At 68.4% G+C, this 26,433-nt stretch carries 23 protein-coding genes; 7 read left to right on the forward strand and 16 right to left on the reverse strand.

The window, feature by feature from the left end; translation table 11 throughout:
* Window positions 1-50: 50 nt before the first annotated feature.
* From VAPA_RS00090 to VAPA_RS00110, 5 genes are all read right to left on the reverse strand, one after another.
* On the reverse strand, window positions 51-803 hold the full coding sequence (locus VAPA_RS00090; RefSeq protein WP_021004723.1) for a GNAT family N-acetyltransferase: 753 nt from the start codon (window positions 801-803) through the stop codon (window positions 51-53).
* A complete protein-coding gene (locus VAPA_RS00095; RefSeq protein ID WP_230558937.1) occupies window positions 800-1,996 on the reverse strand; it encodes a biosynthetic peptidoglycan transglycosylase in 1,197 nt (398 codons plus the stop codon). The genes VAPA_RS00090 and VAPA_RS00095 overlap by 4 nt, the downstream gene beginning before the upstream one ends.
* A gap of 88 nt (window positions 1,997-2,084) precedes the next feature.
* On the reverse strand, window positions 2,085-2,654 hold the full coding sequence (locus VAPA_RS00100; RefSeq protein ID WP_021004725.1) for a hypothetical protein: 570 nt from the start codon (window positions 2,652-2,654) through the stop codon (window positions 2,085-2,087).
* Window positions 2,635-3,567, reverse strand: a complete 933-nt coding sequence (gene xrtQ / locus VAPA_RS00105) for an exosortase Q (protein WP_021004726.1) — start codon at window positions 3,565-3,567, stop codon at window positions 2,635-2,637. Before xrtQ ends, VAPA_RS00100 begins: the two co-directional genes overlap by 20 nt.
* A gap of 21 nt (window positions 3,568-3,588) precedes the next feature.
* Entirely contained in the window at window positions 3,589-5,664 is a 2,076-nt protein-coding gene (locus VAPA_RS00110) for a VIT and vWA domain-containing protein (protein WP_021004727.1), read from the reverse strand.
* A 209-nt stretch (window positions 5,665-5,873) separates the two neighbouring features.
* Between VAPA_RS00110 and creD the strand changes: the two genes are divergently transcribed.
* From creD to VAPA_RS00125, 3 genes are all read left to right on the forward strand, one after another.
* Window positions 5,874-7,355 (forward strand): cell envelope integrity protein CreD, encoded by a 1,482-nt coding sequence (gene creD, locus VAPA_RS00115; protein ID WP_021004728.1) that lies wholly within the window; start codon window positions 5,874-5,876, stop codon window positions 7,353-7,355.
* 47 nt (window positions 7,356-7,402) lie between these two features.
* Window positions 7,403-9,790: a penicillin-binding protein 1A gene (locus VAPA_RS00120; RefSeq protein ID WP_021004729.1), complete on the forward strand. Its 2,388-nt coding sequence runs from the start codon at window positions 7,403-7,405 to the stop codon at window positions 9,788-9,790.
* A 78-nt stretch (window positions 9,791-9,868) separates the two neighbouring features.
* Entirely contained in the window at window positions 9,869-10,474 is a 606-nt protein-coding gene (locus tag VAPA_RS00125) for a hypothetical protein (protein ID WP_041945959.1), read from the forward strand.
* Between the two features lie 5 nt (window positions 10,475-10,479).
* Here VAPA_RS00125 and creC read toward each other — a convergent pair whose 3' ends face one another.
* Both creC and creB read right to left on the reverse strand, forming a co-directional pair.
* Window positions 10,480-11,919, reverse strand: coding sequence for a two-component system sensor histidine kinase CreC (gene creC / locus VAPA_RS00130; RefSeq protein WP_021004731.1), 1,440 nt, complete (start codon window positions 11,917-11,919; stop codon window positions 10,480-10,482).
* A complete protein-coding gene (gene creB, locus VAPA_RS00135; RefSeq protein WP_021004732.1) occupies window positions 11,916-12,698 on the reverse strand; it encodes a two-component system response regulator CreB in 783 nt (260 codons plus the stop codon). The genes creC and creB overlap by 4 nt, the downstream gene beginning before the upstream one ends.
* A 567-nt stretch (window positions 12,699-13,265) precedes the next feature.
* Between creB and VAPA_RS00140 the strand changes: the two genes are divergently transcribed.
* Window positions 13,266-14,216, forward strand: a complete 951-nt coding sequence (locus VAPA_RS00140) for a YcjF family protein (protein ID WP_021004733.1) — start codon at window positions 13,266-13,268, stop codon at window positions 14,214-14,216.
* A gap of 11 nt (window positions 14,217-14,227) precedes the next feature.
* Here VAPA_RS00140 and cueR read toward each other — a convergent pair whose 3' ends face one another.
* Together cueR and VAPA_RS00150 are read right to left on the reverse strand one after the other, a co-directional pair.
* Complete coding sequence (cueR, locus tag VAPA_RS00145) at window positions 14,228-14,632, reverse strand: Cu(I)-responsive transcriptional regulator (protein ID WP_021004734.1); 405 nt, start codon at window positions 14,630-14,632, stop codon at window positions 14,228-14,230.
* Window positions 14,629-14,823, reverse strand: coding sequence for a heavy-metal-associated domain-containing protein (locus VAPA_RS00150; RefSeq protein WP_021004735.1), 195 nt, complete (start codon window positions 14,821-14,823; stop codon window positions 14,629-14,631). Before VAPA_RS00150 ends, cueR begins: the two co-directional genes overlap by 4 nt.
* Before the next feature lie 141 nt (window positions 14,824-14,964).
* On the opposite strand from VAPA_RS00150, the gene VAPA_RS00155 reads away from it, so the two are divergent.
* The gene (locus tag VAPA_RS00155; RefSeq protein WP_021004736.1) at window positions 14,965-17,208 is read left to right on the forward strand and encodes a heavy metal translocating P-type ATPase; all 2,244 of its coding nucleotides are present in this window, start codon (window positions 14,965-14,967) and stop codon (window positions 17,206-17,208) included.
* A gap of 13 nt (window positions 17,209-17,221) precedes the next feature.
* On the opposite strand, the gene VAPA_RS00160 is transcribed toward VAPA_RS00155, so the two are convergent.
* From VAPA_RS00160 to VAPA_RS00175, 4 genes are all read right to left on the reverse strand, one after another.
* Entirely contained in the window at window positions 17,222-17,704 is a 483-nt protein-coding gene (locus tag VAPA_RS00160; protein ID WP_021004737.1) for a GNAT family N-acetyltransferase, read from the reverse strand.
* Window positions 17,705-17,771: 67 nt separating this feature from the next.
* Window positions 17,772-18,998, reverse strand: a complete 1,227-nt coding sequence (locus tag VAPA_RS00165; RefSeq protein WP_021004738.1) for a beta-ketoacyl-[acyl-carrier-protein] synthase family protein — start codon at window positions 18,996-18,998, stop codon at window positions 17,772-17,774.
* Window positions 18,995-19,291, reverse strand: coding sequence for an acyl carrier protein (locus tag VAPA_RS00170; RefSeq protein WP_021004739.1), 297 nt, complete (start codon window positions 19,289-19,291; stop codon window positions 18,995-18,997). The genes VAPA_RS00165 and VAPA_RS00170 overlap by 4 nt, the downstream gene beginning before the upstream one ends.
* Before the next feature lie 13 nt (window positions 19,292-19,304).
* Window positions 19,305-20,183, reverse strand: coding sequence for an alpha/beta hydrolase (locus VAPA_RS00175; RefSeq protein WP_021004740.1), 879 nt, complete (start codon window positions 20,181-20,183; stop codon window positions 19,305-19,307).
* Window positions 20,184-20,326: 143 nt separating this feature from the next.
* On the opposite strand from VAPA_RS00175, the gene VAPA_RS00180 reads away from it, so the two are divergent.
* Window positions 20,327-21,016 (forward strand): response regulator transcription factor, encoded by a 690-nt coding sequence (locus VAPA_RS00180; RefSeq protein ID WP_021004741.1) that lies wholly within the window; start codon window positions 20,327-20,329, stop codon window positions 21,014-21,016.
* Complete coding sequence (locus tag VAPA_RS00185) at window positions 21,013-22,419, forward strand: sensor histidine kinase (RefSeq protein ID WP_021004742.1); 1,407 nt, start codon at window positions 21,013-21,015, stop codon at window positions 22,417-22,419. The genes VAPA_RS00180 and VAPA_RS00185 overlap by 4 nt, the downstream gene beginning before the upstream one ends.
* 44 nt (window positions 22,420-22,463) lie before the next feature.
* On the opposite strand, the gene VAPA_RS00190 is transcribed toward VAPA_RS00185, so the two are convergent.
* The 3 genes from VAPA_RS00190 to VAPA_RS00200 all read right to left on the reverse strand — a co-directional run bounded on the left by VAPA_RS00190 (window position 22,464) and on the right by VAPA_RS00200 (window position 26,304).
* The gene (locus VAPA_RS00190; RefSeq protein WP_021004743.1) at window positions 22,464-23,567 is read right to left on the reverse strand and encodes an alkene reductase; all 1,104 of its coding nucleotides are present in this window, start codon (window positions 23,565-23,567) and stop codon (window positions 22,464-22,466) included.
* A 92-nt stretch (window positions 23,568-23,659) separates the two neighbouring features.
* A complete protein-coding gene (locus tag VAPA_RS00195) occupies window positions 23,660-25,522 on the reverse strand; it encodes an acyclic terpene utilization AtuA family protein (protein WP_021004744.1) in 1,863 nt (620 codons plus the stop codon).
* A complete protein-coding gene (locus VAPA_RS00200; RefSeq protein WP_021004745.1) occupies window positions 25,519-26,304 on the reverse strand; it encodes an enoyl-CoA hydratase/isomerase family protein in 786 nt (261 codons plus the stop codon). The genes VAPA_RS00195 and VAPA_RS00200 overlap by 4 nt, the downstream gene beginning before the upstream one ends.
* Window positions 26,305-26,433 lie beyond the last annotated feature (129 nt).

Genomic DNA, 26,433 nt, shown 5'->3' on the forward strand with positions numbered 1-26,433 from the left:
GCGCCACCCGTGGGGGGTTGCAGGATCTGCCTCGGCGCCTCAGCGCCCCCTCAACGCGGCCACTGCTGGCGCTGCCAGTAGCGGTACTGCCACTGCGTCGAAAAACCGGCGCGCCGGTAGAGCGCATGGGCCGCCATGTTCTGCGCGTCGACCTGCAGGAACACCTGCTCGAAGCCGCGCTCGAGCGCAGCCTGCGCGAGGCCCGCCAGCACGCGTCCGGCCAGGCCCCGGCCGCGCTGCGACTGCTCGGTTCGCATGCCGTGCACGCTGGCCCATCCTTGGCCGAAGGCCATGGCGCCTGCCGCCACGGTTCGGCGGCCCTCGCGCACGCTGGCATAGAGCGAGCCCTGGGCGCGCGACAGCGCGCGCACGCGATGGGCGCCATCCACGGGATCGAAGCCCTCGCCGAGGAACAGGGTGGCCCAGGCGTCGTCGGGCGCAAGGTCGACGTCGGCCGGCACGGCGCCGGGCGGCGCCACCTCGCGCATGCGCCTCGCGGAGCCGATCTGCACGCAGGTCGGCGAGTCCCCGACATAGTGCCGCTGCTCCAGTTCGGACTGCAGCGCCACGAAGCAGGGCACGTCGGCCAGGCGGAACGCGGGCACGAACTGGCGGCTGTCGTAGCGGTCCTCGATGCGGTCGATCGTGGCGCCGTCGACCGGGTTGCGGTGCAGCGGAACGGCCGACCTGGCGCGCTTGACGGTGCCGTCGTCGAAGGGGAGCAGCCAGCCGTCGAGCTCTTCGACGGCAAGGGGCGAGACGGCGGCCACGGTGGCGCGCTCGATGGCTTCGACTTCGTTCATGGGACAGCCTCCGGTGCGGTGAATCTGGCGGCCGCCACGCTCTTGAGCAGCGCCTCGCGCTGGTTGCGGCTGATGCCGCGCACGCTCTCGGCGACCCACTTGGTGCGGTCCGGGTCGATCTGCCCGTCGCGCCGCCATTGCTCGAGCACCGCCTGCGGCTTGTGCAGCATGGACGCAAGCCAGACCGCCTGCGCGGGTTCCAGGCTGCGCGCGGAACGCTTGAAGTAGCGCCGGGCGGCGGCTTCGGCACCGCACAGGTTGCCGCCCCACGGCGCGTTGTCCAGGTAGAGCTGCAGGATGCGCGCCTTGCCCAGGGTCTGTTCCATTTCGACCGCGTAGAGCAGTTCGCGCAGCTTGCGTTCTGCCGTGCGGTCGCTGCCGGTCACCAGCATCTTGGCGAGCTGCTGCGTCAGCGTGCTGCCGCCTCGCTTGGGCAGGCCTTCCTTCTGGTTGTTGTCGATCGAGGCGACGATCTCCGCCAGGTCGTAGCCGGCGTGGGTGAAGAAGCGCTGGTCTTCGGCCGCGATGACGGCGCGCGCCAGCCAGCTGTCGTTGGCCAGCCTCGAGGGTGCGCCGCAACTGGTGCGCGCGCCGAGCATGGCTTCGGTGCCCAGCCCCTCGACGGTGAACTGGCTGATGGTGGGATGCACCGCAAACGTGGCCTCGGGCAGCGCGACCTGCCCACGCAGCGCCAGCGTGCCGCCGATGCGGGCACGCTGCAGTTCGGGCAGGTTGGGCGCGAGCACCGCATACCAGCGGGCAATCGGCGCGTCCTTGATGTCGGCGCTGAGCTGCAGGCCCTTGCCCTTGGGCGGCAGGTGTCCTTCCCATTGGCCCTGGAGCATGGCGGCGGCATCGGCGCTGCGAGGCGTGGCGTCGATGGTGCCGGCCAGCGTGTTGCCGTCCCGCTTCACGGTGGCGACCAGGCCCTCGAACACGATCGGTTGCGTGCCGAGCGCCGCAACCTCGGCGCTGCAGGGCGCGCAGCGCAATTCGAGCAAGCCTGCCGCTTCCTTCCATGCGAAGTGCACGATGCCGAACCGGGTGTCGTACGAATGTCCGTCGAGCCGCGGCGCGAGCCAGGAGGACGTGGCCAGGCGCACTGCCGTCGGCACGCCCACCGCAATGCGCAGCGGGCCGGCCTCGACCGTGGTGCTCCATTCGCCCGCCGCCGGCGCAAGCACCAGTTTCACTATCAAGAAGATAGCAACACACGTCGTCACGACAAGGGCCAGCAGCCCGTAGATCACGAATCGCAGAAACTGTTTCACAAAACTCTCATCACATCGGCCTTGCCACCGTCACGGCCTGCCACGGACCGTTGGACCGTCCACTGGCCGCCGCCCAGTACCAGGCTGAAGTGTCGGTGAAAGCCGTGCCTTCGGCATCGACTATGCGCTCGCAAACGCGGATCTTTTGCGTGCTGTGCCGTTGCGCAACAAAACAGCGCCACAGGCGTTCCTGCGCGTCGCGTTCGAGGCGCGCCTGTTCGATGCGAAAACCCAGCGCGCGATAGCAGTCGGCGGCCGGATGCAGCATGCGCGTGGGCGCGTTCACCGCGCGCATCACGATCGTCTGCGTGCCGTCGGTCATGCGTCCGATGACGCCCGGAAAGCGATCGGCAAAGCGCTGCTCGACGTCGCCGAGCGCCAGCGGCCGCAGTGGAACGCCGTCCCACTGGCTGGGCCATTCGTGCGAGGCTGCTGCCGCCAGCGGCGGCGGCGGCGCGCGCAGCGCTGCCGCGGTCGACCACAGCATGCACAGCAGCATTGCGAGCGCAAAGGCCGTCTTGTGGCCGATGCGGTTGATGAAATGGTTGGCAAACAGGGCTTCAAAGAACCGTGTCGACATGGCGGCCTCCTTGCGCGGTGATCAGGCCCGGAATCGGCTGGTCGGCGAACGCGGACAGGGTGCGCGCCGGCACCATCAGGCGGGCGATGCCGCCGCACACGGCGGCCAGCACCAGCAGCCCGAGCAGGTTGTGCGCCCAGGGTGCGAGCGGATGGCCTGCGCCCTCGAACGCAATCAGCACGCTGTTGCGCAGGATGTTGCCGCCCAGCACCAGCAGGCCGACCATCGGCAGCCGGCGCAGGAAGCCCCGATCGCTGCGGCGGGCCCAGAGCGCAACGGCGCAGGCCGTGAAGTAGCCGAGCCACACCATCTGCACGCCCGAGCACGGCGCGTCGACGATCACCAGCCGGCCATCGACCACCAGGCTGCTGCCCTCGCGCGCCACGCTGAAGCCCGGCGCCAGCAGCCAGCGGCTCGCCTCGGCCGTGACCACGCGCAGCGGATAGCCCGCATAGAACTGCAGCGACGACAGCAGCGGCAGGGCGAGCACCGCCAGGCCGGCCACCGGCAGCGCGGCCACACGCCGCGGCAGGAAGGCCAGCAGGCCGCACGCCAGCGCCAGCACGGCCACCAGGCCCGCCGCAAGCGGCGGCAGCGCAGGCAGGGCGCCGCCCAGCCCGGTGCGCAGCAAGGTCGCCAGCACGGTGCCGGCGCCCGCCAGTGCCAGCCAGCCCAGCTGCGGCGCGGCCCGCAGTTCGCGCCGGCAGTGCCATGCCAGCGCGGCCAGGGCGGCCAGCGCCAACGGGCCCAGCGGATCGTCGGAGCCATCGCGCAGGCGCCGGACCATCCAGGCCCAGGTCGGCGCGAGCGCGGCGAATTGCAGTGCGAGCCAGCCGGCGGCCGGTGTGCGGTCGATGTGGATGCCCCAATCCACGATGCGCGGATGGCGATGGGCGAGTGCGGCCAGTGACATTTTCTTTTCCTTCCCTCGCGCTCAGGCCGTGAAGCGGCGCGGATCGTTGCGGCGCGCGCGGCGGCGCAGCATCGCGAGCATCGACAGCACCACGGCAATGGCGCCCAGCGTCTCGGGCTCCGGCGTGCTCGGCACCTCGGCACCGAGTGCGAGCTCGCTCACGCCCTGCGGCAGCGGCAGCGGCTGGTTCACGTCCACGCTGTTCTGCGGCGCGGGGTTGCGCACCACCTTGTCCACGGCGATGAAGCTGGTGTACTGGGTCAGCAGGCTGTACTTCAGGCCGAGCTCGGTGATGCGCTCCTTGAAGGCGCCGCCGCCCTCGAGCGTCTCCTGGTCGCTCAGGCTCTGGATGCGGTGGCGTGCCCACAGCGTGCGCAGCGCAGCGGTGTCCTGGCGCAGCTGCGGGTCGATGCGCAGTTCCTGGCGGTACGGGCCGTTGGCGCCCTGGCCTTCCACGATGACGCGGCCCTTGGCTTTGCCTTCGGCGTCCGCGCGCCACTTGCCGAACACGATCACCGGGCGTTCGCCCAGCACGTCGGGCAGCGCCTGCGGCTCCACGTCGTACACGTCCAGCCCGCCGAAAGTGACCTTCACATTGGTGAGCACGGGCGACTCCACCATGCGGCGGAAGCGCGCGGCCTGTTCTGGCGCCTGGATCGGGTCGGTGATGATGAAGGGCTCGCCCATGCCGGCGCGCGCAATGCCTTCCATCAGGCTGCGGTTCACCGACGAGCCGATGCCGAAGGCGAACACATTGGCCTTCGAAAGGTTCTTGCGCACCAGTTCGAAAGCCTCGCGCTCGACGCTCACGTAGCCGTCCGTCACCAGCACCACGGTGCGCGACACCTTCTCTTCCTTCGGCTCGGCGTAGACGCGCTTGAGCGCGGGAATCAGCTCGGTGCTGCCGCTGCCGCCGTAGTTCTGGATGGTGGCCAGCGCCTGCTCGATGTTGGCGCGCGTGGCCGGCACCGACCTGGGCGAGAGCATCTTGTTGCTGCCCGAGAACAGCAGCACGTTGAAGGTGTCGCTCGGCCTGAGGCCGCCGATCAGGCGTTCGAGCACCGTCTTGGCGGTGTCGAGCGGAAAGCCGTGCATCGACCCCGAGATGTCGACCACGAAGATGTAGTCGCGCGGCGAAATGGCGCTGGCGGCCACGGCCTTGGGCGGCTCGACCATCGCGAGAAAGAAGTTCTCTGCGCTTCCATCGGTGTTCTGGCCCTTGTAGAGCATCAGGCCCGATTCGATCTTTTCGCCGGCGAGGCGGTAGTCGAGCACGAAGTCGCGGTTGTCGGCGGGGCGGCCGTCGGCCGCGAGCACGACGTCGGCGTGCCGGTCTTCATCGCTCTTCTTCACCTCGATGGTGTGGGACGACGAGCGCACCTCCTTCAGCCCCATGGGCGTGTCGATGCTGGCCTTGAGCCTGAAGCCGGTGTTGGGCGCCACGCCCGCGCGCAGCGTGGGCTGCGCCACCCACTTGGCCTGGGCGTTCTCCGACTGCGGGCTGTTGTAGCGCGGGCCCACCACGGTGGGAAACACGAACGCGTAGTTGCCCGACTGAGGCACCAGCAGTTCGGTATAGCGCAGCTCCACCTTCACGTCGTCGCCCGGCAGGATGTTGGCGACGTTCATCTGGAACACGTTGGGCAGGTGCTGCTCGAGCAGCGCGGCGGTCTTGCCTTCCTTCTTGGCGGTGTCGTATTCGATCTGCGCCTGCTGCTTCTCACGGATCTGCGCGGTGATCAGGCGATCGGCCAGGCGCACGTTGAGGCCGCTGACCGCGGCCTTGGTCGAGCCCGGAAAAACATACTTCGCCTCGATGGCGCGCTGGCCTTCGTTGCGGTAGGTCTGCGTGACGGTCACGTCGGCAATGACGCCCGAGATCTTCACCGCCACCTCGGTGGCCTTGAGCGGCAAGCGGTCGACCGAGGGATCGTCGCTCTTCACGAAGAAATACGGGCTCTCGGTCTTCAGCCGCGGGCCGGGTGCTTCCTGGGCATGCACGGGGTTGAGGCTGAGCGCGACGAAGCCCGCCGTGGCCAGGCTCACGGTGGCGAGCCAGAGCCAGCGGCCGGGACGGGTGGAAGTGTGGGCATCCATGGCGGTGTGGGTGTTGGTGTCCGTGCGAACTTGCACAGCCGCAACTGTCGGCACCGCGCGAGAAGGAAATTGGAAGGCTGCTTGAAGTCCGGCCACCGGATGCAGCGTTGTGTGAAGCCTGTGTGAAGTCCGCCGACGGCTGCGCTTCACACGAGCTTCGGGTTGGGCAGCGAGCATCGCGGCTTCGCTATCGATGAGGAGAAAAGAACATGTTTCAGTTGTTGAAGGCCTTGCAGGGTTCGATGCTGGTCAAGGTGGCCGGGCTGCTGATGCTCACGCTCTTGCTGTGCATTCCGCTGGCCGAGATCAATTCGATCAACCGCGAGCGCGGCCACAGCCAGCGCGAGGCGGCCGAGGAACTCGCCGCCACCTACGCCGGCGCCCAGACCGTGGTGGGCCCGCTGCTGCTGGTGCCCTATGTGGAGCACTGGATGGAGCCGCTGCGCAATGCACAAGGAAAGGTGATCAGCCAGGAGGCCCGCAGCAAGGAAATGACCCACGTGGTATTTCCCGACAAGCTGCACATCGAGGGCTCGATGGCGCCGCACGAGCGCTATCGGGGCATCTTCAGGATTCCGTTCTATACGCTCAATGCCACGCTCGGCGGCGGCTTCGCGGCCTTCGATCCCAAGTCCGTGGCGCACAGCGAAACCGATTCCCGCATCGAGTTCAAGGCACCTTTCGTCGTCGTCGGCGTGAGCGACCTGCGCGGGCTCGACGGTTCGCCTTCGATCGCGATGAACGGCGAAGCTTTGCGTTTCAGGCAGCGCGTGCCCGGCCTGGCGGACGACGCCTCGCTGGCCGATGGCATCCACGCACCGCTCACCGGCGCCGCGCTCGCCGCATGGGAGGCGAAGGCGCCGCTGCCCTTCGAGATGAAGCTCGGCCTCGTCGGGCAGGACACGCTCTCGATGGTGCCGATTGCCGAGGAGACCACCGCCCACCTGAGCTCGCCCTGGGCGCATCCGAGTTTCGGCGGCCGCTTTCTCGCCACGCAGCGCGAAGTGACGCCGCAGGGCTTCGATGCGCACTGGCGCGTGTCGTCGCTCGTGACCTCCGCGCGCGAGCAGGTGCGCGCCGGACTGTCGGGCCGCGGCGATGTCGCCGATGCCGCCACGGCGGCAGCCGTGGTTGCAACCAGCCGCGCGCAACGCAACCTCGGCCCGCTGCAGACCTTCGACGTGTCGCTCGCGCAGCCGGTCAACGTGTATTCGATGAGCACGCGCGCCGGCAAGTACGGCGCGCTCTTCATCGGCCTGGTGATCATGGCGGCCTTCATGTTCGAGCTTTTCCGCAGGCAGCGCATGCATCCGGTCCAATACGGGCTGGTCGGCCTCTCGATCGCGCTGTTTTTCCTGCTGCTGCTGGCCTTGTCCGAGAAGCTGGCTTTCTGGCTGGCCTATGCCAGCGCGGCCGGTGCGAGCGTGCTGCTGCTCGGCATCTATTTCAGCGCGGTATTGCAAAGCTGGAGACGCGGCGCGGGCTTCGGGGCCTATGTCGCGGTACTCTATGGCGCGCTCTACGGCCTGCTGGCATCGGAAAGCAATGCCCTGCTGCTCGGCGCCCTGCTGACGTTCGGCATGCTGACGGTGCTGATGCTCGCCACGCGCAAGGTCGACTGGTATGCGCTGTCGACCGGGAACCCCCGAGCGCCCGAGCCGGTCTTACCTGAAGCGGCCGCGTCCGTGTAACCGACGCTACGGACTGTTTTTTTCCTTACCTATTGCCAGTGACCTCCATGGACGATTCTTCTCCTTCCGCCGAACCGGCGCGTTCGCAGCGTTCGATGCAGCTGCGGCGCGTGGCACGGTGGAGCGCCATCGCGGCAGGCTCCGGCGCGCTGGTGCTGCTGGTTGCCGCCGTCGTTGCGGTGGCCGCCATCTATCCCCGGCTGCCCGATATTTCCGAGCTCGCCGACTACCGGCCCAAGCTGCCCCTGCGCGTGTATTCGGTCGAAGGCACGCTCATCGGCGAGTTCGGCGAGGAGCGCCGCACGCTCACGCCCTTTGCCAGCATTCCCAAGGTCATGAAGGACGCCGTGCTTGCCGTGGAAGACGCGCGCTTCTATGACCATGGCGGCGTCGACTACAAGGGCTTCGCGCGCGCGGCCGTGGCCAGCCTGAAGGGCGGCCGCAAGCAGGGTGCATCGACCATCACGATGCAGGTGGCGCGCAACGTCTATCTGAGCTCCGAACGCACGCTGAGCCGCAAGGCCTACGAGATCCTGCTGGCCCTGCGGCTCGAGCAGCAGCTCACCAAGGACCAGATCCTGGAGATCTACCTGAACCAGATCTACCTGGGCAATCGCGCCTATGGTTTTGCCGCTGCATCCGAGGCGTATTTCGGCAAGCCGCTGCACAGCGTCACGCTGGCCGAAGCCGCCATGCTGGCCGGCCTGCCCAAGGCGCCGGGCGCGAACAACCCCGTGTCCAACCCGCGGCGCGCACGCGCACGCCAGCTCTACGTGATCGACCGCATGCAGGAAACCGGCTTCATCACCGCCGAGCAGGCGGCCGAGGCCAAGAAGGAAGAACTGCACCTGCGCGATGCGGCCGACCCGGACCGGCTGCATGCGGAATACGTGGCCGAGACGGTGCGCCAGATGATGTACGCGCAGTACGGCGACAGCATCTACACCAGCGGCATGAAGGTCTACACCTCGCTGGTCGCGGCCGACCAGGCAGCGGCCTACAGGTCGCTGCGCAAGGGCATCATGGACTACGAGCGGCGCCAGCCCTATCGCGGGCCTGAACGTTTCGTCGATCTGCCGGCCGATCAAAAGGAAGCCGACGAGGCGGTGGACGACGCGCTGGCCGAGCACCCCGACAACGGCGACGTGATGGCCGCCGTGGTGCTGGAGGCCAACAGCAAGGAAATCAACGCGGTGCGTGCGAACGGCGAGACCGTGCAGATCACCGGCGAGGGCCTCAGGCCCGCGCAGTCGGGGCTCGCGGCGAAGGCGCCGCCCCACATCAAGATCCGCCGCGGCGCGGTGATCCGCGTGGCCAGGACGCCGAAGAACACCTGGGAAATCACCCAGCTGCCCGAAGTGGAGGGCGCCTTCATCGGCATGGATCCGCGCACCGGCGCCATCAAGTCGCTGGTGGGCGGCTTCGACTTCGGCAAGAACAAGTTCAACCACGTCACGCAGGCCTGGCGCCAGCCGGGTTCGAGCTTCAAGCCCTTCATCTATTCGGCCGCGCTCGAGAAGGGCTTCACGCCGGCCACCATCGTCAACGATGCGCCGCTGTACTTCGAGCCGGGCACCCCGGGCGGCCAGCCCTGGGAACCGAAGAACTTCGACGGCGGCTTCGAAGGACCGATGCCGCTGCGCACCGCGTTGATGAAGTCGAAGAACCTGGTGACCGTGCGCCTGCTGCAGTCCATCGGCGCGCCGTATGCGCAAGAGTGGATCACCAAGTTCGGCTTCGACAAGGACAAGCATCCGGCCTACCTGCCGATGGCGCTCGGCGCGGGCTCCGTCACGCCGATGCAGATGGCCACCGCCTACTCGGTGTTCGCCAATGGCGGCTACAAGGTCAATCCGTATCTCGTCACGCGCATCACCGACCTGCGCGACAAGGTGCTGCTCGAAACCGAACCGCCGGCGCTCGACGAAACCCGCCGCGCCATTCCCGAGCGCAACGCCTTCATCATGGATTCGCTGCTGCAGAGCGTGGTGAAGGGCGGCACCGCCGCGCGCGCCTACCAGGCGCTCAAGCGCGACGACCTGTTCGGCAAGACCGGCACCACCAACGACTCCTTCGACACCTGGTTCGCGGGCTTCCAGCCCACGACGGTGGGCATTGCATGGATCGGCTACGACACGCCGCGCCAGCTCGGGGTGCGCGGCGAAACCGGCGGCAGCCTGAGCCTGCCGATCTGGATCGGCTACATGCAGGCGGCGCTGAAGGGCGTGCCGGTGAGCAAGATTCCGGAGCCGCCGGGCGTCGTCAACATCGATGGCGAGTGGTACTTCGACGACTTCACGCCGGGCCACAGCGTGGCGAGCCTGGGTGTGGAGAGCGAGGCGCCGCCAGCGCCGGCGGAAGAACTCACGGGCGTGCCGCTGGGCCCGCCGCCACAGCCGGAAGAGCGCAACCGCATCCTCGAGTTCTTCCGCTGAGGCATGGCAGAAAGGAGCCGTACCGAGTCTCTACACTCGGTGCGGCCTTTCCCGCTTCACCTTCCCACGCTTCTTCCCATGGAAATTCTTACCCTGGCGACGTTGATCGTCGTCGGCGCCTACATCCTCAAGTCCAGGGACCAGCGCCATCGCATCGCGCTGCTTGGCAGCCATCTCGGCAGATACCAGATCGAAAGATTGATGGAAACGCTCACCGAGGGCTACCTGCGCTGCCTGGGCGAGGACGACGCCGCGCGGCGCCAGCAGATCTGGAGCCTGCTCGACTCCACCGAGGAAAAGCTCTCGGCCCAGTTCGACAGCTTTGCCGCCGAGTTTGCGCGCGTCGACGCGGCGGATGCGCGCGTGAGCAAGCTGCCCGTGGCCATTCCGTTCGCGCACCGGCTGTTTCCGGCCGCCACCTTCGATCTGCGCGAAGCGCTGGCCATCCACGCGCGCGGCATTGCCGACGTGATGCGCAACGAATCGGGCCGCACGCCGAAGGCCAAGGCCTTCACCATGTCGGCCGAGCTGTTCCTGATGCAGCACACCTGCCACTGGTTCTGCAAGTCGAAGACGGTGGCGTCGGCGCGCATGCTGGCGCGGCACAAGACCTCGTACGAGCAGTTGCTCGGCGCCGTGAGCCCCGGAACGCGCAAGGCCTACGCGGCGCTCACCGGCCAGTGACCCGTTCAGTGATGTGACAGGAGCGGCAGCGTGAGCGTGGCCACCGCGCCGCCTCGCGCCGCATTGCCGAGCTCGATGCGCCCGCGGTGCAGCGCGGCAATCTCCTTCACGAAGGCCAGCCCGAGCCCGGTGCTCTTCTTCCGGCTGTGCGGCCGCGCCAGCGAATAGAACTTCTGGAAGACCTTTTCCTGAGCGTAATCCGGAATGCCCGGGCCGTGGTCGCGCACGCTCACGCGCGCCAGCTTCGAGGTGGTCTCCAGCGTCAGCAGCACCTCGCTGCCCTGCGGTGAAAAATCGATGGCGTTGTCGAGCAGGTTGCTGATGGCACGCCGCAGCAGGAACGGATCGCCCTCGGTGCGGGCCTCGGCGCGGATGTTCACGCGCACGCTGATGTTGCGCTTGGCCGCCGCAGGCTGCACGCTGATGGCGATGTCCTCGATCAGCGAAGCCAGCGCCACCGGCTCCGTGCGGTCGAGCCCGTGGCGTGTTTCCAGTGCGGTGAGCTCCATCATGCGGTCGACGATTTCCTGGATGCGCTGCGTCTCGCGTTCGATGTTCTTCAGGAAGCGCTCGCGCTCCGCATGCGGCATCGACGGCTCCTGCAGCAGCTCGGCCGCGCCGCGGATGGCCGAGAGCGGGCTCTTCACCTCGTGGGTGAAGGTCTGCACGTAGTCGGCCACGTAGTTGCGGCCGGTCAGCGCGTCGCGCATTTCGCTGAAGCCGGTGCGCACCGCATCCACCGCGCGCCGCGCCATACGCGAAAAGCTCAGCGTGCGCTGCGCGCGCACCCAGGCCCAGTAGTCCGAGATCAGCCCGAAGGGCCGCACCAGCCAGACCGAGACGATCACCGCCAGCAGCAGCAGCGCCAGCCCCGAGCCCACGCCCACCCACAGCGTGCGGGCGCGCGCGTCTTCGACGAACTGGCCGAAGCTCTGCACCGGCTTGCCGACGCTGACCATGCCGACGATCTCGTTGTTCCACCGGATCGGCGCGCCCACGTACATCACCGAGGTGCGCGGGTCGCCGTCAACGTCGCGCGAGGTGCGCGCGCCGTACAGGCCGGCGAGCGTGCGGCTCACGTCGCTCCACTGCGAGTAGTCGGCGCCCAGGTGCCTGCCGAGCGAGTCGAACATCACGCGGCCGCTGCGGTCGGTGACGTACACGCGCAGCTCGACGCGGTTCTTGTGCAGGTTGTAGATCTGCGCGGAGAACTCGCGCGCATAGACCGTGCGGAACAGCGGCTCGAGCCGCGCGGTGTTGATGGCGCCCGCGATCACGTCCTGCTCGACCAGGCTGGCCAGGAGCTGCGAAGTCTCGACCAGCGATTCCTCGGCCGATTCGCGGTAGCGCGGATCGATGTCCGACACCACGCGGTAAAGCAGGAACGCGATGCCCGCCGTGTAGATCAGCAGGATCCCAATGAATATCCGCGTGCGCCGGCTCACGGCGTCTGGGGCAATTCTTCGTTCAGTGCATAGCCGGTGCCGCGCAGCGTGCGGATCGGCTCCACGTCGGGCGCCACGGCCTTGAGCTTGGCGCGCAGCGTCTTCACGTGCGCATCGACCGTGCGGTCGAAGCTGTCGCTCGCGTCGTCCCAGACCATTTGCAGCAGTTCGTCGCGCGTGAAGACGCGTCCCGGGCGCTGCACCAGCAGCCGCAGCAGCCCGTATTCGTAGCGCGACAGCTCGAGCAGGCGTCCGTAGTAGCGGATCTGCATGCGCTCGTTGTCCAGTGCAAACGGCATTGCGGGGGGCTGGGCGGCCGCTGGAGGCGCCGCGCCCGGAATTTGATGGGGTACCCCGTTGCCCGGCGCTGCGGGCGCTCCAGGGGCCGCTCGTGCACTGCGCCGGAGGATGGTGCGCACCCGCGCCACCAGTTCGCGCGGAGAAAAGGGCTTGGCGATGTAGTCGTCGGCACCGAGTTCCAGTCCCACCACGCGGTCGATCTCGTCGCTCCTGGCCGTGAGAAACAGCATCGGCACCTCGGCGCCGCCCTGCGACTGGTTCAGCGCTCGCAGCCGCTTGAACAGCTCGAACCCGTTGAGATCGGGCAGTCCCACGTCCAGGATCGCGAGCGCCGGCGGCTCCTGTGCGAACTGCGCGATGGCGTCCTCGGCCGTGGCGCACCAGACCGGCGTGAAGCCATCGCTCTTCAGGACGTACTGGAGCGTGTCGGCAATGCCCGATTCGTCTTCGGCGATCAGGATCCGCGGTTTGAAACTCATCCCCGGATGTTAGCGAGCGGGCGCCGATCGGCGAGGCTGGTTTTCGTGCGTGGCGCTGCGGACACGGCGCGGCCGTTCGCGGCTTTTTTTTCGGGCGCGGCGCTGTCCCCGTTTCTATTTCTTATTTCTCTTATTCAAATTAGTAGTAGTAGATAAGGGCAGCGCCGGTCTGTGGACAGGGCACTTTTTCCCTTGCGTGACATGGACTTGTCACACCCGCGTCACTGTGCGCAGCTGCGCTTCCGTGCTGTCGCGCCAAAAGGAACAACATCGCGGGAAGCGTCCGCCCTGTGGATAACGCCCTGCTTGTGCCGGAAATCTCCCCAGAGTTGTCCTTTGACACGGTCCGGAAAATCTGCCAAAGGCGTTTTTCGGCACGAGAAATTCATTGCCTCATATTTGGGCAGACTGTAGATTTGTCTTTCAGATCAATGACTTAGCTTTCTCTTACAAGGAAGTGCGAGTGTTATCCACAGAGTTGCCCAAGCTTTGTGGGGAGAACCCGCGGTGGAACCTTTGAGCCGCATGCCGAACGAACTTTGTCCCTCAACCAGTGGAAATCCGAACGTGACACCTTCCGAAACCCGGTCCATCGTGACCCTCAGCCTCCTGGCCGCCTTCGTCGACGGCGAGAAGCACGAGCGCGAACGTGCCGAGATCAAGCGCATTGCCGAGGGGCTTTCGCAGGCCGACGGCGTGAACCTGCCCACGCTCTACCAAGACGTCCTGATGAAGCGCGTCTCGCTGGCTTCGGTCGCCGGCGAGCTGAAGAGCACGGAATCCAAGCAGCTGGCCTACGAGATGGCGGTGTGCGTGTGCGATGCGGACGGCACGCAGTCCGATGCCGAGCGCATGTTCCTGGCGGACGTGCGCACCTCGCTCGGGCTCGATGCCTCGGCGGCGCAGTTCTCGCAGCAGGCGGAAGACATTGCGGCGGCGGTTCCGATGGCGGCCACCGGCGCGGCCGCGGCCGTGGCACCCGCCGCTGCTGCGCAATCGCCCGACAGCGCGGAACTCGACAAGTCGATCCTCAACGCATCCATCCTCAATGGCGCGCTCGAACTGCTGCCTGAAACGCTGTCGACCATGGCGATCATTCCGCTGCAGATGAAACTGGTCTATCGCATCGGCAAGGCCTACGGCTACGAGCTCGACAGCGGCCACGTGAAGGATTTCCTGGCCACGCTCGGCGTCGGCCTGACTTCGCAGTACCTGGAACAGGCCGGGCGCAAGCTGCTCGGCGGCCTGCTCGGCAAGGTGGGTGGAGGTTTGCTGCGCGGCCTCGGCAACCAGGCGGTGAGCTCGGGCATGAGCTTCGCCTCGACCTACGCGCTGGGGCATGTGGCCAAGCGCTACTACGCCGGCGGCCGCACCCTCTCGGCGCAGATGCTCAAGGAGACGTTCTCGGGCGTGGTGCAGGAGGGCAAGAGCCTGCAGACCCAGTACCTGCCGGCCATCCAGGAAAAGGCCCGCACCCTGGACGCCGGAAAAGTGCTGTCGCTGGTCAGAGGGGCCTGATCCTTTTTCGGCTATTTCGCCAAGTCGTCGAGGATGGGGCAGTCGGGGCGCGCGTCCCCGTGGCAGCAGTGCACCAGGTGCGCCAGCGTGCTGCGCATCGACTGCATGTCGGCAATGCGCTGCTCCAGTTCGCCCAGGTGCTTTTGTGCAATGCGCTTCACGCTCGAACTCGCACGCCGGCGGTTGTTCCACAAGCCCACGAGCTCGGCAATTTCCTCCATCGAGAAACCGAGGTCGCGCGAGCGCTTGATGAAGCGCAGCGTGTGGATGTCGGCATCGCCATATTGGCGGTAGCCGCTTTCGGTGCGCGCCACCGCGGGCAGCAGGCCCAGGCCTTCGTAATGCCGCACCATGCGCGCCGAGACACCCGAGAGCCGTGCGGCCTCGCCGATGGAGACAGTGCCGAAGCCGCTCATTGGACCTTGTAGCCGGCGTTCTCGATTGCGGCGACGATGTCCTGGCGAGGCTGCGCGCTCAGCACATCGACATGGCCGGTTTCAAGGTCCACCGTCACCTGCGCTTCGGGATCCACCGTCTGTACTGCGTTCTGCACCGCGCTCACGCAGTGGCCGCAGCTCATGCCCGAGACCTGGAATTTCTGGCTCATCGTCTTTGCTCCTGTTGAATGAAATGAAATTGAATGAAGCGAGGCGCCAGTTTGAACCTTCTCATGATGTCAATGTCCAGTGCAGGGACACTGCGTCTTTGGGCTTGACCTTGCCATGATGTGAGACTTTAGCCTCGGGGCATGGAAAATCTGCTGCAAAACCCACTCCATCCGATGAGCACCCTGGATCTTTCCGTCGGCGGCATGACCTGCGCCTCTTGCGTGATGCGCGTGGAGCGCGCGCTCAAGAACGTGCCGGGCGTGCAGGATGTCAGCGTGAACCTCGCCACGGAATCGGCGCGCGTGGTGACGGCCGCCGGCGGCGAAGCCATGGATGCCCGGCTGCGCCGCGCCGTGCGCGCCGCAGGCTACGAGCCGCGTGCGGCAAGCAGCGCGGCCGACGAGGCCGCAGCGCTGTCGCCCTGGCACGGGTTCGGGCCTGTAGGCATCGGGCTCCTGCTGTCGATACCGCTGCTGGCACCGATGCTCGGCCAGCCCTTTGGCCAGGACTGGATGCTGCCGGCCTGGCTGCAGCTGCTGCTGGCGGCGCCGGTGCAGTTCTGGCTCGGCGCGCGCTTCTACCGCGCGGGCTGGCATGCCGCGAAGGCAGGTACCGGCAACATGGATCTGCTGGTGGCGCTCGGTACCAGCGCGGCGTTCGGCTTGTCGCTCTGGCTCTGGTGGCGCGCGGCCACGGGCGCGCACGCGGGGCACGGCGGCGTGCAGCATCTGTATTTCGAGGCCTCGGCCGTGGTGATCACGCTGGTGCTGCTGGGCAAGTGGCTGGAGGCGCGCGCCAAGCGGCAGGCCACCTCGGCCATCCGCGCGCTGCAGCAGCTGCGGCCCGAGACCGCGCACCTGGTGGGGCCGCGCGGCGAAAGCGACGTACCGCTGGCCGAGGTGATGGTCGGCGACCGGCTGGCGGTGCGGCCGGGCGAACGCGTGCCCGCCGACGCACGCGTGATCGAAGGGCAGTCCGAGGTCGACGAATCGATGCTCACGGGCGAGCCGTTGCCGGTGCCGAAGGGGCCGGGCAACGCACTGACGGGCGGCGCGGTCAACGGCGACGGCCGCATGGTCGTCGAGGTGAGCGCGGTCGGCGCCGAGAGCGTGCTGGCGCGCATCATCCGCCTGGTCGAGGACGCACAGGCGGCCAAGGCGCCGATCCAGCGGCTGGTGGACCAGGTCGCGGCCGTGTTCGTGCCGGTGGTGCTGGCGATTGCGCTGGCGACGCTGGCGGGCTGGCTGCTTGCGGGCGCCGGCATCGAGGTCGCCATGATCCACGCGGTGGCCGTGCTGGTCATTGCCTGCCCCTGCGCGCTGGGTCTCGCGACGCCGGTCGCAATCATGGCCGGTACCGGCGTGGCGGCGCGTCGCGGCATTCTCATCAAGGATGCGCGTGCGCTGGAGCTTGCGCACCGTGTCGGCACCGTGGCCTTCGACAAGACCGGCACGCTGACGCTGGGCCGTCCGGTGCTCACGGCGCTGGTGCCGGTGGCAGGCAGCGGCGATGAAGCCGGATTGCTCGCCACGGCCGCGAGCCTGCAAGGCGGCAGCGAGCATCCGCTGGCGCGTGCCGTGATGGCAGCGGCCGCACAGCGCGGCGTGCAGGCGCCGCCATTGAGTGCGATGCAGGCGATGCCGGGACGTGGCGTGCGCGGCGAGGTGAAGGGCGAATCCTGGGCCATTGCCAGCCTGCGCTGGTGCGCGGAGCTCGGCGCCGTGCCCGACGCCGCGCAGGTCGAGCGCCTGCAGGCCCAGGGCGCCACGGTGTCGGCGCTGCTGCGCTTCGATGCGGTGGGGGCCGCCCGGGTGCAGGCGCTGCTGGCCTTTGCCGACGAGCCCAAGCCAGAGGCCGCGCAAGCCATTCGCGCGTTGCATGCGCGCGGCCTGCGCGTGGTGATGATCTCGGGCGACAACCTGCGCGCCGCGCAGGCCATGGCGGCGCGGCTCGGCATTGCCGCCGAGGACGTGCGCGCCGATGTGCTGCCCGCCGACAAGGCGGCGCAGGTCAGCGCCTTGAGGAAGAACGGCCAGGTGGTCGCGATGATCGGCGACGGTGTCAACGATGCACCCGCGCTGGCCGCGGCCGACGTGGGCATTGCCATGGCACCTTCGGGCGGCGGCACCGACGTTGCGATGGAAGCGGCGGGCATCACGCTGATGCGCGGCGACCTGGCGCTTGTGGCCGAGGCGCTCGAGCTCTCGGCGCGCACGGTGGCCAAGATCCGGCAGAACCTGTTCTGGGCCTTTGCCTACAACGTGGCCGGCATTCCGCTGGCCGCCTTCGGGCTGCTGAGCCCGGTGGTGGCGGGTGCGGCCATGGCGTTGTCGAGCGTCAGCGTGATGGCCAACGCGCTGCTGCTGCGGCGCTGGAAGCCATGAGCCCTGGCCGATCTCAGTCGATCAGCAGCGCCAGCAGGTGGTCGTCGACGTAGTCGGCCTCGCCGGCCCGCTTGTAGAACTTGCGCAGGGTGCCTTCGTACTCGAAGCCCAGCTTCTCGTAGAAGCGCAACCCCGGCGCGTTGTCGCTTTCGGCATAGAGCTCGATGCGCTTGACGCCGTCGGCCTTGAGCCGGGCAATGGCATCGCTCACCATCGCCTGCGCGATGCCCTTGCCATGCAGCGACGGATCGACCGCGAGCGTGCCAAAGCAGGCCACGTGCCGCACGCGGCCGGGATAGCGTGTCGCGCGGTAGAAACCCGCGACGCGGCCATCGACTTCGTAGACGTAGAAGCTGCGGCTGTCGACCAGCTCCTTGTAGATGGCGCGGAATTCATCGAGCGGCATCGGGTCGTAGCCCAGGAAGGGCACCACGCTCTCGTGCATGTAGATGGAGAAGACCGCTTCGAGGTCCTGGGGTGTGGCGAGCCTGCGCATGGATGACGGGTTTTCTGCGGATGCGAAGAAGGCGCCAGCATACCCAGTCCCGCAGGTGTTTCGTTCTTCAGCGGCCCGCGATCAGCACGGCGTTGGTGCCGCCGAACGCGAACGAATTGGAAAGCACGTAGCGCAGGCTCCCGGCTTCGCGCGCTTCGCCGTGTACCAGGTCGAGGTCGAAGGCCGCATCGGGCACCCGCAGGTTGGCGGTGGGCGGAAGCATCCCTTGCGCCAGCGTTCGCAGCGCCCCCACCAGCTCGATGGCGCCGCCGCCCCCCAGCACATGGCCATGGATGGCCTTGGTGGCGCTCACGGGCGTGGTATTGCCGAACACCTCGCGGATGGAGGCGGCCTCGGCGGCGTCGCCCGCGATCGTCGCGGTGCCGTGCGCATTGATGTGGCCGATCTGAGCCGCCTCGATGCCCGCGTCGCGCAGCGCGGCGCGCATGGCGCGCACCTGGCCGGCGGTGTCGGGGTTGGTGATGTGCGTGGCGTCGCAGTTGGTGGCATAGCCCGCAAGAATGAGCGAAGAGGCACGAACGGTGCCTCGCGCGTTGGCATGCGCTTCCGATTCGAGCACCAGCGCGGCGGCGCCTTCGCCCAGCGCGAAGCCCGCGCGATCGCTCGAGAACGGCCGGCAGGCGCTGCCGGGCGCATCGGGCGGAGGCGGCGCCGTCACGCGCATTGCATGCCAGCTGGCCATCACGCCCGGCGTGAGCATGGCATCGTGGCCGCCGACGATGGCCGCGTCGAGCCAGCCGCCCCGGATGGCGCGCATCGCCTCGCCGATGGCCACGGCCGAGGAGGCGCAGGCGCAGGCGTACGCAATGGCCGCGCCCTGTGCGCCGAACTGCAGGGCGAGCTCCGCCACCGCGGCGTTCGGCATCACGGTGAGCACGGTCGTCGGCCGCATGCGGCGCTTTTCGCCATAGAGTGCGCGCGTGGTGTCGTCGAAGGTCCCGGCCCCCGCCAGCCCGCTGCCCCAGAAGATGCCGAGGCGCTCTGGGTCGACGCTGCCCGCCCCGAGCCCGGCCTGCGCGGCGGCATCGCGCGCGGCCGCGAGCGCCATGGCGGTGCCTCGATCGAGCGGCAGGCGCGAGTTGCTGCGCACGGCGGCCGCATCGAAATCGCAGGCGGCCACGGCAAGCTCGATCGGATCCAGGCCTTCGATCTCGAGGGTTCGCGCGCGCACCGCGGAATGCCCGTTGAAGAGCGCATCGTCGAACGACTCGACGGTGCAGCCCAGCGGCGTGACGAACCCGATGCCCGCGACGTGCACGCGGGCGCTGTTCACGCCTGCGCAGCCATCGGCGAATCGAGCTTGCAGTCGATCTGGGTCTCGATCGCCTCGCACAGGCGGCCGAGCGTGATGCCCGCCTCGCGCGGATCGAGCCGGTCTTCGGGAAGGCGAAGATGGAAGGCGTCTTCCACCGCGAACACGAATTCCATCAGCGCAAGCGAATCGAGGCCGAGCTCGGACAGGGCCGCATCGGGCGCAATGATGTCGCGCGCCACGTCGAACTGGTTCACCAGGATGGCGGCGATGCTGTTGAAGACGGGCGAAGCAGAGAAAGAAGAAGAGGGCATGGCGTGCTTTCTTTCAGGCGGCAAGGGAGCGCGCGGACAAGGCGTCGATGGCGTCGGGCGTGCCATGGGCCACGGCATCGGCGAAGGCGGACGTTTCGCGCACCACCTGGTGGCGGTCGTTGTCGATCGTGATCATGTGGTAGCTGTTGGCCAGCACCACGCTGCGGAACGTCCTGCAGCGAAGGCCGCGCGCAAGGAGGCCGAGATTGGCCACACTGGCCACCTCGTCCTCGCGTGCATGCAGCGCGAGCACGCTGTCGCATTGCACGCGATGGAGATTGCGCCTCACATGGCGGATCAGCCGGTCGTGCTCGCGCAGGTGGCCCACGCCGATCACTGCGCTGCCGGCGCTCGACACCTTGCGGTGGCGCAGCTCGCGCTCGATCCAGGCGCGCACGCGTTCGTTCTTCACGCCGTAGGGCGGGCGTTCGCGGTATTGCCAGAACCTCCCGAGCGGCGTGTAGAAGGCCAGCGGCAGCAGCACCTGCGTTCGCGGCACGGCCCAGCCGTCGAAGCGCAGCGTGGTCGACATCAGCACCAGCGCATCGACGCCGCTGCCGCAGCGGATGGCTGCGCCGAGCGCCAGCGACGATCCGGCCGAGATGCCCACCAGCATCACACGGTCATGCTGCGTGCGCAGCAGCTTGACCTGCGCCTCGATGGCGTCGATCCAGCACTCGTACGGCAGGGCCTGCTGCACCGGTGCGGCGGCATCGAAGGAGTAGCCGTCGACACGCATCGGATGCACCGAGTACCCGCTGGCGCGCAATGCCGACTGCACGGTCAGGAGCTCGTCAGGTGTGCTGCATAAACCATGCAGCAGCACGACGGCCGTGCGCCGCACCGCGGGGTGCACCACGCTCAGGAGATCGGAGGGATCGCGGGCGCTCATCGCGTTGTTGCAGAGGGCTGGAAAGAGGCCCGTGCCGCAGGTTGCTGTCGTATGCTCATGGCGCGTTTATCGCCGGGGTGTGCTGACCGGCCGCTGACCCTCCTTCGCGCAAGAATAGGCACCTTCAACCCACCACACACACCATGCGAATCCTGCTTGTCGAAGACGATGCCGTGTTGCGCGACGTGATGCTGCGCAGCCTTGCGGATGCCGGCCATCGGGTCGACGTGTCGACCAACGTCGAGGACGCCGACCACCTCTGGCGCGTGCAGCCTTTCGATGCGGTGCTGCTCGACCTGAACCTGCCGGCCACGGCAAGCCCGACCAGCGGATTGGCAAGCGGCCTCAACGCCCTGCGCCAGGCGCGTGCCCGCGGCGACCGCACGCCGGTGCTGGTGCTGACGGCGCGCGGCCGCACCGAGGAGCGCATCGCGGGCCTCGATGCCGGCGCCGACGACTACCTTGGCAAGCCCTTCGACCTGGCCGAGGTCGAGGCGCGGCTGCGCGCGCTGGTGCGGCGGGCCAAGGGCACCGAAGACATCGTGCTGCTGGGCCAGCTCAAGCTCGACCGCAAGGCGCGCCGTTTTTCCACCGCGAGCGGGCCGCTCGACCTGCCCGCGCGCGAGTTCGAGGTGCTGTGGGAACTGATGAGCCCGCCGGGCCGAACGGTGAGCAAGCGGGCGCTGTCCGACAAGCTCTCCAGCTTCGACGAATCGCTGGGCGACAACGCGCTGGAGGCCTTCATCTCCCGGTTGCGCAAGAAGCTGGCCGGTTCGGGCGCGGGCATCCGCACGCTGCGCGGCATCGGCTACCTGCTCGAAGCCGAAGTGTGAGCCGCACGCAACCGGCCGCACCCGGGACATCGAAGGCCGCGCCTTCGCTCACGCGGCGCGTGCTGCGCAATGTGCTGGTGCCGCTGGCACTCACGTGGATGGTGGGTGCGGTGATTGCGCTGGTCATCGCCAACTATTTCTCCGAGCAGGCCTTCGACCGCGCCATGCTCGACGATGCCTATGCGCTGTCTGCCAACGTGCAGGCGGGCGAGCGCGGCATCGAGCTGCTGCTCACGCCGCGCGAGGTGGCCACGGTGCTGTTCGACCAGGTCGACAAGATCTACTTTGCGGTGCAGCGGCTCGACGGCACGCTGATCTCGGGGCAGGGGGGCCTGAATGCACCGCTGCCGGCGGCAGGTGCGCACTATCGTTTTTCGGACGTGGACTACGAAGGCAAGGTCCTGCGCGCGGTGGTGCTCGAGCCCGTCACCGAGCCCGGCCAGCTGATGCCCTACCGGGTGGTGATTGCGCAGACCACGCTGAGCCGCGCGGCGCTGGTGCAGCGGCTGCTCGGCTATGCGCTGGCACCGCAGGTGCTGCTGCTGATTTTGCTGGCCGTGTGGCTGTGGCATGGCATTCGAAGCGACCTGCGCCCGCTCGGCGAGCTCCAGCAGGCGCTGGACCGCCGCGACGTGTACGACCTCTCTCCGGTCGCGGTGGTCCGCACCTCGCGCGAAGTGCAGCGCCTGGGCAATGCGGTCAATGCGCTGTTCGACCGGCTGAACCACAGCGTGCGTGCGCAGCGCGAGTTCGTGGGCAACGTGGCGCATGAGCTGCGCACGCCGCTGGCGGGCATCCGCGCACTGGCCGAATACGGGCTTGCGCAGCACGACTCCACCGTGTGGCGCGAGCAGCTCGCGCGCGTGGCGGAACGCCAGGCCCGCGCGAGCCATCTCATCGACCAGCTGCTGGCGCTCGCGCTGGCCGACGAGGCGCGCACCGGCCTCGCGCGCGAACCGGTGCGGCTCGACATGCTGGCCGAGCAGACGGTGCTGCGGCACCTGGCCCGCGCCGACGCGCACGGCGTCGACCTGGGCGCGCGCGGCCTCGACGAGCGCGTGACGGTGCTTGCGAACGAAGCGCTGGTCGAAGGCATTCTCGACAACCTGATCGACAACGCGCTGCGCTACGGCGGGCGCACCATCACCGTCGAGCTGGCGGGCCGCACCTTGAGCGTGATCGACGACGGCCCCGGCATTCCGCTGGAAGCGCAGCGCGACCTGATGCAGCGGTGGGCGCAAGGCCCCGCGGGCCAGAAGCTGGGGCAGGGCTCGGGCCTGGGCCTGTCGATCGTGGCGCGCTATGCGGAACTGCTGGGCGCCGAGCTGCGGCTCGATGCGGCCGAGCCCAGGGGGCTGCGGGTGAGCGTGGCCTTTGCGGAGATTCGCCCGGCGGCGGCGTGAGGCCGAAGTGCGGGATGTCGTAGCCGCGAAAGGCCTGCGCGGATTCAGTCCAGCGCCGGGTAGTCCGTGTAGCCCTTGATGCCGCCGCCGTACATCGTGGCCTTGTCCACGGCGTTGAGCGGTGCGTTCTCGCGCAGGCGGCGCACCAGGTCGGGGTTGGCGATGAAGGGCTTGCCGAAGGCGACGAGGTCGTCGCCTTCCTTGACGGCTTCGTCCGCCAGCGGCTTGTCGTAGCCGTTGTTGACCATCCATGCGCCCCTGCCGCCGGCCTGGCGGTAGGCGGCCTTGAGCGCCTCGTAGTCGAAGGGACGGTCCTCGATCTCGCGCGGGCCGCCAGTGGCGCCTTCGATGATGTGGATGTAGGCCAGGCCGAGCGGGGCGAGCTGCTTCACCACGTAGGTGAAGAGCGGCTGCGGATCGGAGTCGTGCACGTCGTTGGCCGGCGTGACGGGCGACAGGCGGATGCCGGTCCTGCCGCCGCCGACCGCGTCGACCACGGCGCGCGTGGCTTCCAGCAGCAGGCGGGCGCGGTTCTCGATGCTGCCGCCGTAGTCGTCGGTGCGCTTGTTGCTGCCGTCCTTCAGGAACTGGTCGAGCAGGTAGCCGTTGGCGCCGTGGAGTTCCACGCCGTCGAAGCCGGCGGTTTCCACCGCGTTGCGCGCGGCGGCCGCATAGGCATGGACGATGCCGGGCAGTTCTTCGGCGTCGAGTGCGCGCGGCTCGGAGGTCTCGACGAAAGTCGGTATGCCGTCCTTGATGAGCACGGTCTTGGTCCTGGCGGTGATGGCCGAGGGCGCGACGGGCTTGCCGCCGTCGGGTTGCAGTTCGGTGTGCGAGACGCGGCCCACGTGCCAGAGCTGCACCACGATCTTGCCGCCCTTGGCATGCACCGCATCGGTCACGCGCTTCCAGGCATCGAGCTGTTCGGTGCCGTAGAGGCCCGGCACGTCGGCATAGCCCTGGCCCTGGTGGCTGATGGCGGTGGCTTCGGTGATGAGCAGGCCGGCGGTGGCGCGCTGCGCGTAGTAGGTGGCGGCAATGTCCTGGGGAATCGCGTTGGGCGAGCGATTGCGCGTGAGCGGCGCCATCACGATGCGGTTGGCGAGGCGCAGGTCACCGGCCTGTACGGGATCGAAGAGAGAGGGCATGGCGGGAACGTAAAGAGTGGGACAGGGGCCGCGAGGCTAAACCTGCGCGGGCAAACCTGCTGTCGCACGGTTGTCCGTTTGCTGCTAGGCGTTCAGGGCGGCGTGTCGAGCGGCTTTGGCCCCGCCTCTGCAAGCGCGAGCAGTGCCGCGCCCACGCGCATGGGCATCGCGAGCAGGATCTGCCCCATGCCCTTGCCGAGCGGATCGTTGCGCAGCGACGCCATGCCGCCGCCGCCGAGCGCCTGCTCGCAGACGAAGTTGAAGGCGCCGATGCCCGGCACTTCGTAGCGCGTGACAGTCCCTTCGACGAGGTGCGCGAGCCATTCGGCCACGCGCGCTTCGGTGAGCTGCTCGCGCAGCAGCGGCAGCAGGGCAGGGTGGCGTGCGATGACGCCGACGTTCGAGGTGTCGCCCTTGTCGCCGCTGCGGGCCCAGGCCAGGCGGATGAGCGGCACCTCGATGGCATCGGCAGCGGCGGATGCCGCGGCATTCGCATCGCCGGCTGCATGCCGTGGCGAAGGCGCGTCGGCAACCGCCGCAACCACGGCGTCGCGCGGCATCTCGATGCACTGCCCGTCGAGGCTCACGCGCGCCTCGACCTTCGACTTGTCGAGCAGGAAGGCGTACTGCCGGATCGACGGCGAGACCGAGGGGCGCCCGCCCGCGCCCGTGGTGCCCGGCGCCCACGAGGTGCCGGCCGGCGCCACTTCGCGCGCGAAGAGTTCCAGCGCCTCCTTGCGCGGATGCGTGACCGCGAGCCGCAGCACGGCCTCGCGCGTCTGCAGGGCCTGCGCGTGCGGGCCGTAGCAGGACTCGGCGCCGAGCACCTCGAGTTGCGTGCCGCTGTAGGACTCGAAGCCTTGCCGGGCGAACAGCGTGCGGGTGCGCGCGAGGATCGCCTCGCCGGTGCGCCTGGCCTTGGCCACGGCATCGAAGCCGACGATGGTGAGCTGCGCCGCGGTCTTGAACCCCTCTGCATAGGTGGCGCAGACCTTGTAGCTCGCGGTGGGGGCGCGGCCCCGCGCGCCGTGCACGCGCACGCGGTGCTCGCCGGCCTGCTCGATGCGCACCTGCGTGAAGTCGGCCACCACGTCGGGCAGCAGGTAGGCCGAGGGATCGCCGATCTCGTACAGCATCTGCTCGCCCACCACGGCCGGCGTGACCTTGCCGCCGGTGCCCGCGGGCTTGGTGACGACGAAGCGGCCATCGGCGCTGCACTCGACGATGGGATAGCCGATGTTGGGCCAGTCGGGCACGGTGTCCCAGTCGGTGTGCAGGCCGCCGGTGGCCTGGCAGCCGCATTCGATGATGTGGCCCGCGAGGCTGCCGGCCGCGAGCAGGTCGTGGTCGCCGGGCTGCCAGCCGAACTCGTGCATCAGCACGCCGAGCGTCACGGCCGAGTCGACGCAGCGGCCGGTGATGACCACCTGCGCGCCCGCATCGAGCGCGGCCTGGATCGGCCGTGCGCCGAGATATGCATTGGCCGTGAGCACGCGCTCGGGCAGCGGCGCGCCGCTCTGCAGTTCGCGCACAGGGGGCTGCTGCTGCCGCAGCTGCGGCAGCAGCGCCGAGACGTCGTCGCCGCTGACCACCGCGATCTTCAGTGCGATGCCCTGCTCGGCCGCGAGCGCGGCCAGCGCATCGGCGCAGCCCTGCGGATTGACGCCGCCCGCATTGCTCACCACGCGGATGCCTTGCTGCACGACGTCCTCGAGCACCGCCTTCATCGCGACGGAGACGAAGTCGGTGGCGTAGCCGAGCTCCGGCTTCTTGAGCCGCGCTCCTGCGAGGATCGACATCGTGAGTTCGGCCAGGTAGTCGAACACCAGATAGTCGATCTGCCCGCTGGCCACGAGCTGCGGCGCGCCGACGCTGCTGTCGCCCCAGAAGCCCGAGGCGCCGCCGATGCGCACGATGCGTTCGTTGTGGTTGTTGCTGCTGCTGTGGGCGTTCATCGGCCGCTCCATTGCGGCCTGCGCTTTTCGCGGAAGGCGAGCTGGCCTTCGGCCGCATCCTCCGTCAGCGCAAAAAGGCCGATCTGGCTTTCGGTGAAGGCCATCGATTCCTCGAAGGCCATGGCCTCGATCTTCTTCATCGTGTACAGGCCGCGGCGAATGGCGGCGGGCGACTTGTCGAGCATGCGGCCGAGCAGCCAGTCGACGCTTTCGTCGACGTCCTCGCTCACGCGATTCACGAGCCCATGTTCGAGCGCCTGCGCGGCGGTGATGGGCTCGCCGGTGAGGCACATCTGGGCCAGCACGCGGCGCGGCAGCAGGTTGCCGAGCACACTGAGCACCTGCGCGGGAAAGAGGCCGACCTTGACTTCGGGCAGGCCGAACACGGCCTGGCTGCCGGCCACCGCCATGTCGCACATGCCCAGGATGCCCATGCCGCCCGCCATGCAGGCGCCGTTGACGCGCGCGACCAGGGGCACGGTCAATTGCCGCGCCTGGCGAAGAAGGTTGGCAAAGGCCTGGTACGGCTCGGCATGGTCGAACCTGAACGAGCTGCCGCTTTGCAGGTCTGCACCGGCGCAGAAGGCGCGCGTGCCCGCGCCGGTGATGACCACCGCGCGCACGGCGCGGTCGGTGTCGGCACGTTGCAGCGCCGCCGACAGCGCCGAAAGCACGCCGGCGCTGATGGCGTTGCGGCGTTCCTCGCGGTCGATGGTGAGCCACAGCACGGGCCCGCGCATCTCCTCACGCAGTTCTTGATGAAGGGCAGGGGTTTCGGCCATCGTCGGGTCCTTCGCTTCGGAGTCTGGGGTTCGACCGTAGCGTGACCCGAAAAAAAAGCCGCGGCATGCGGCTTGTGGCTGAAGCAGTCCGGGTTTTTCCGGGGCCGGGACGGACGGCCTTGCGGCTCT

This window comes from Variovorax paradoxus B4, assembly GCF_000463015.1.
GTDB lineage: Bacteria > Pseudomonadota > Gammaproteobacteria > Burkholderiales > Burkholderiaceae_C > Variovorax > Variovorax paradoxus_E.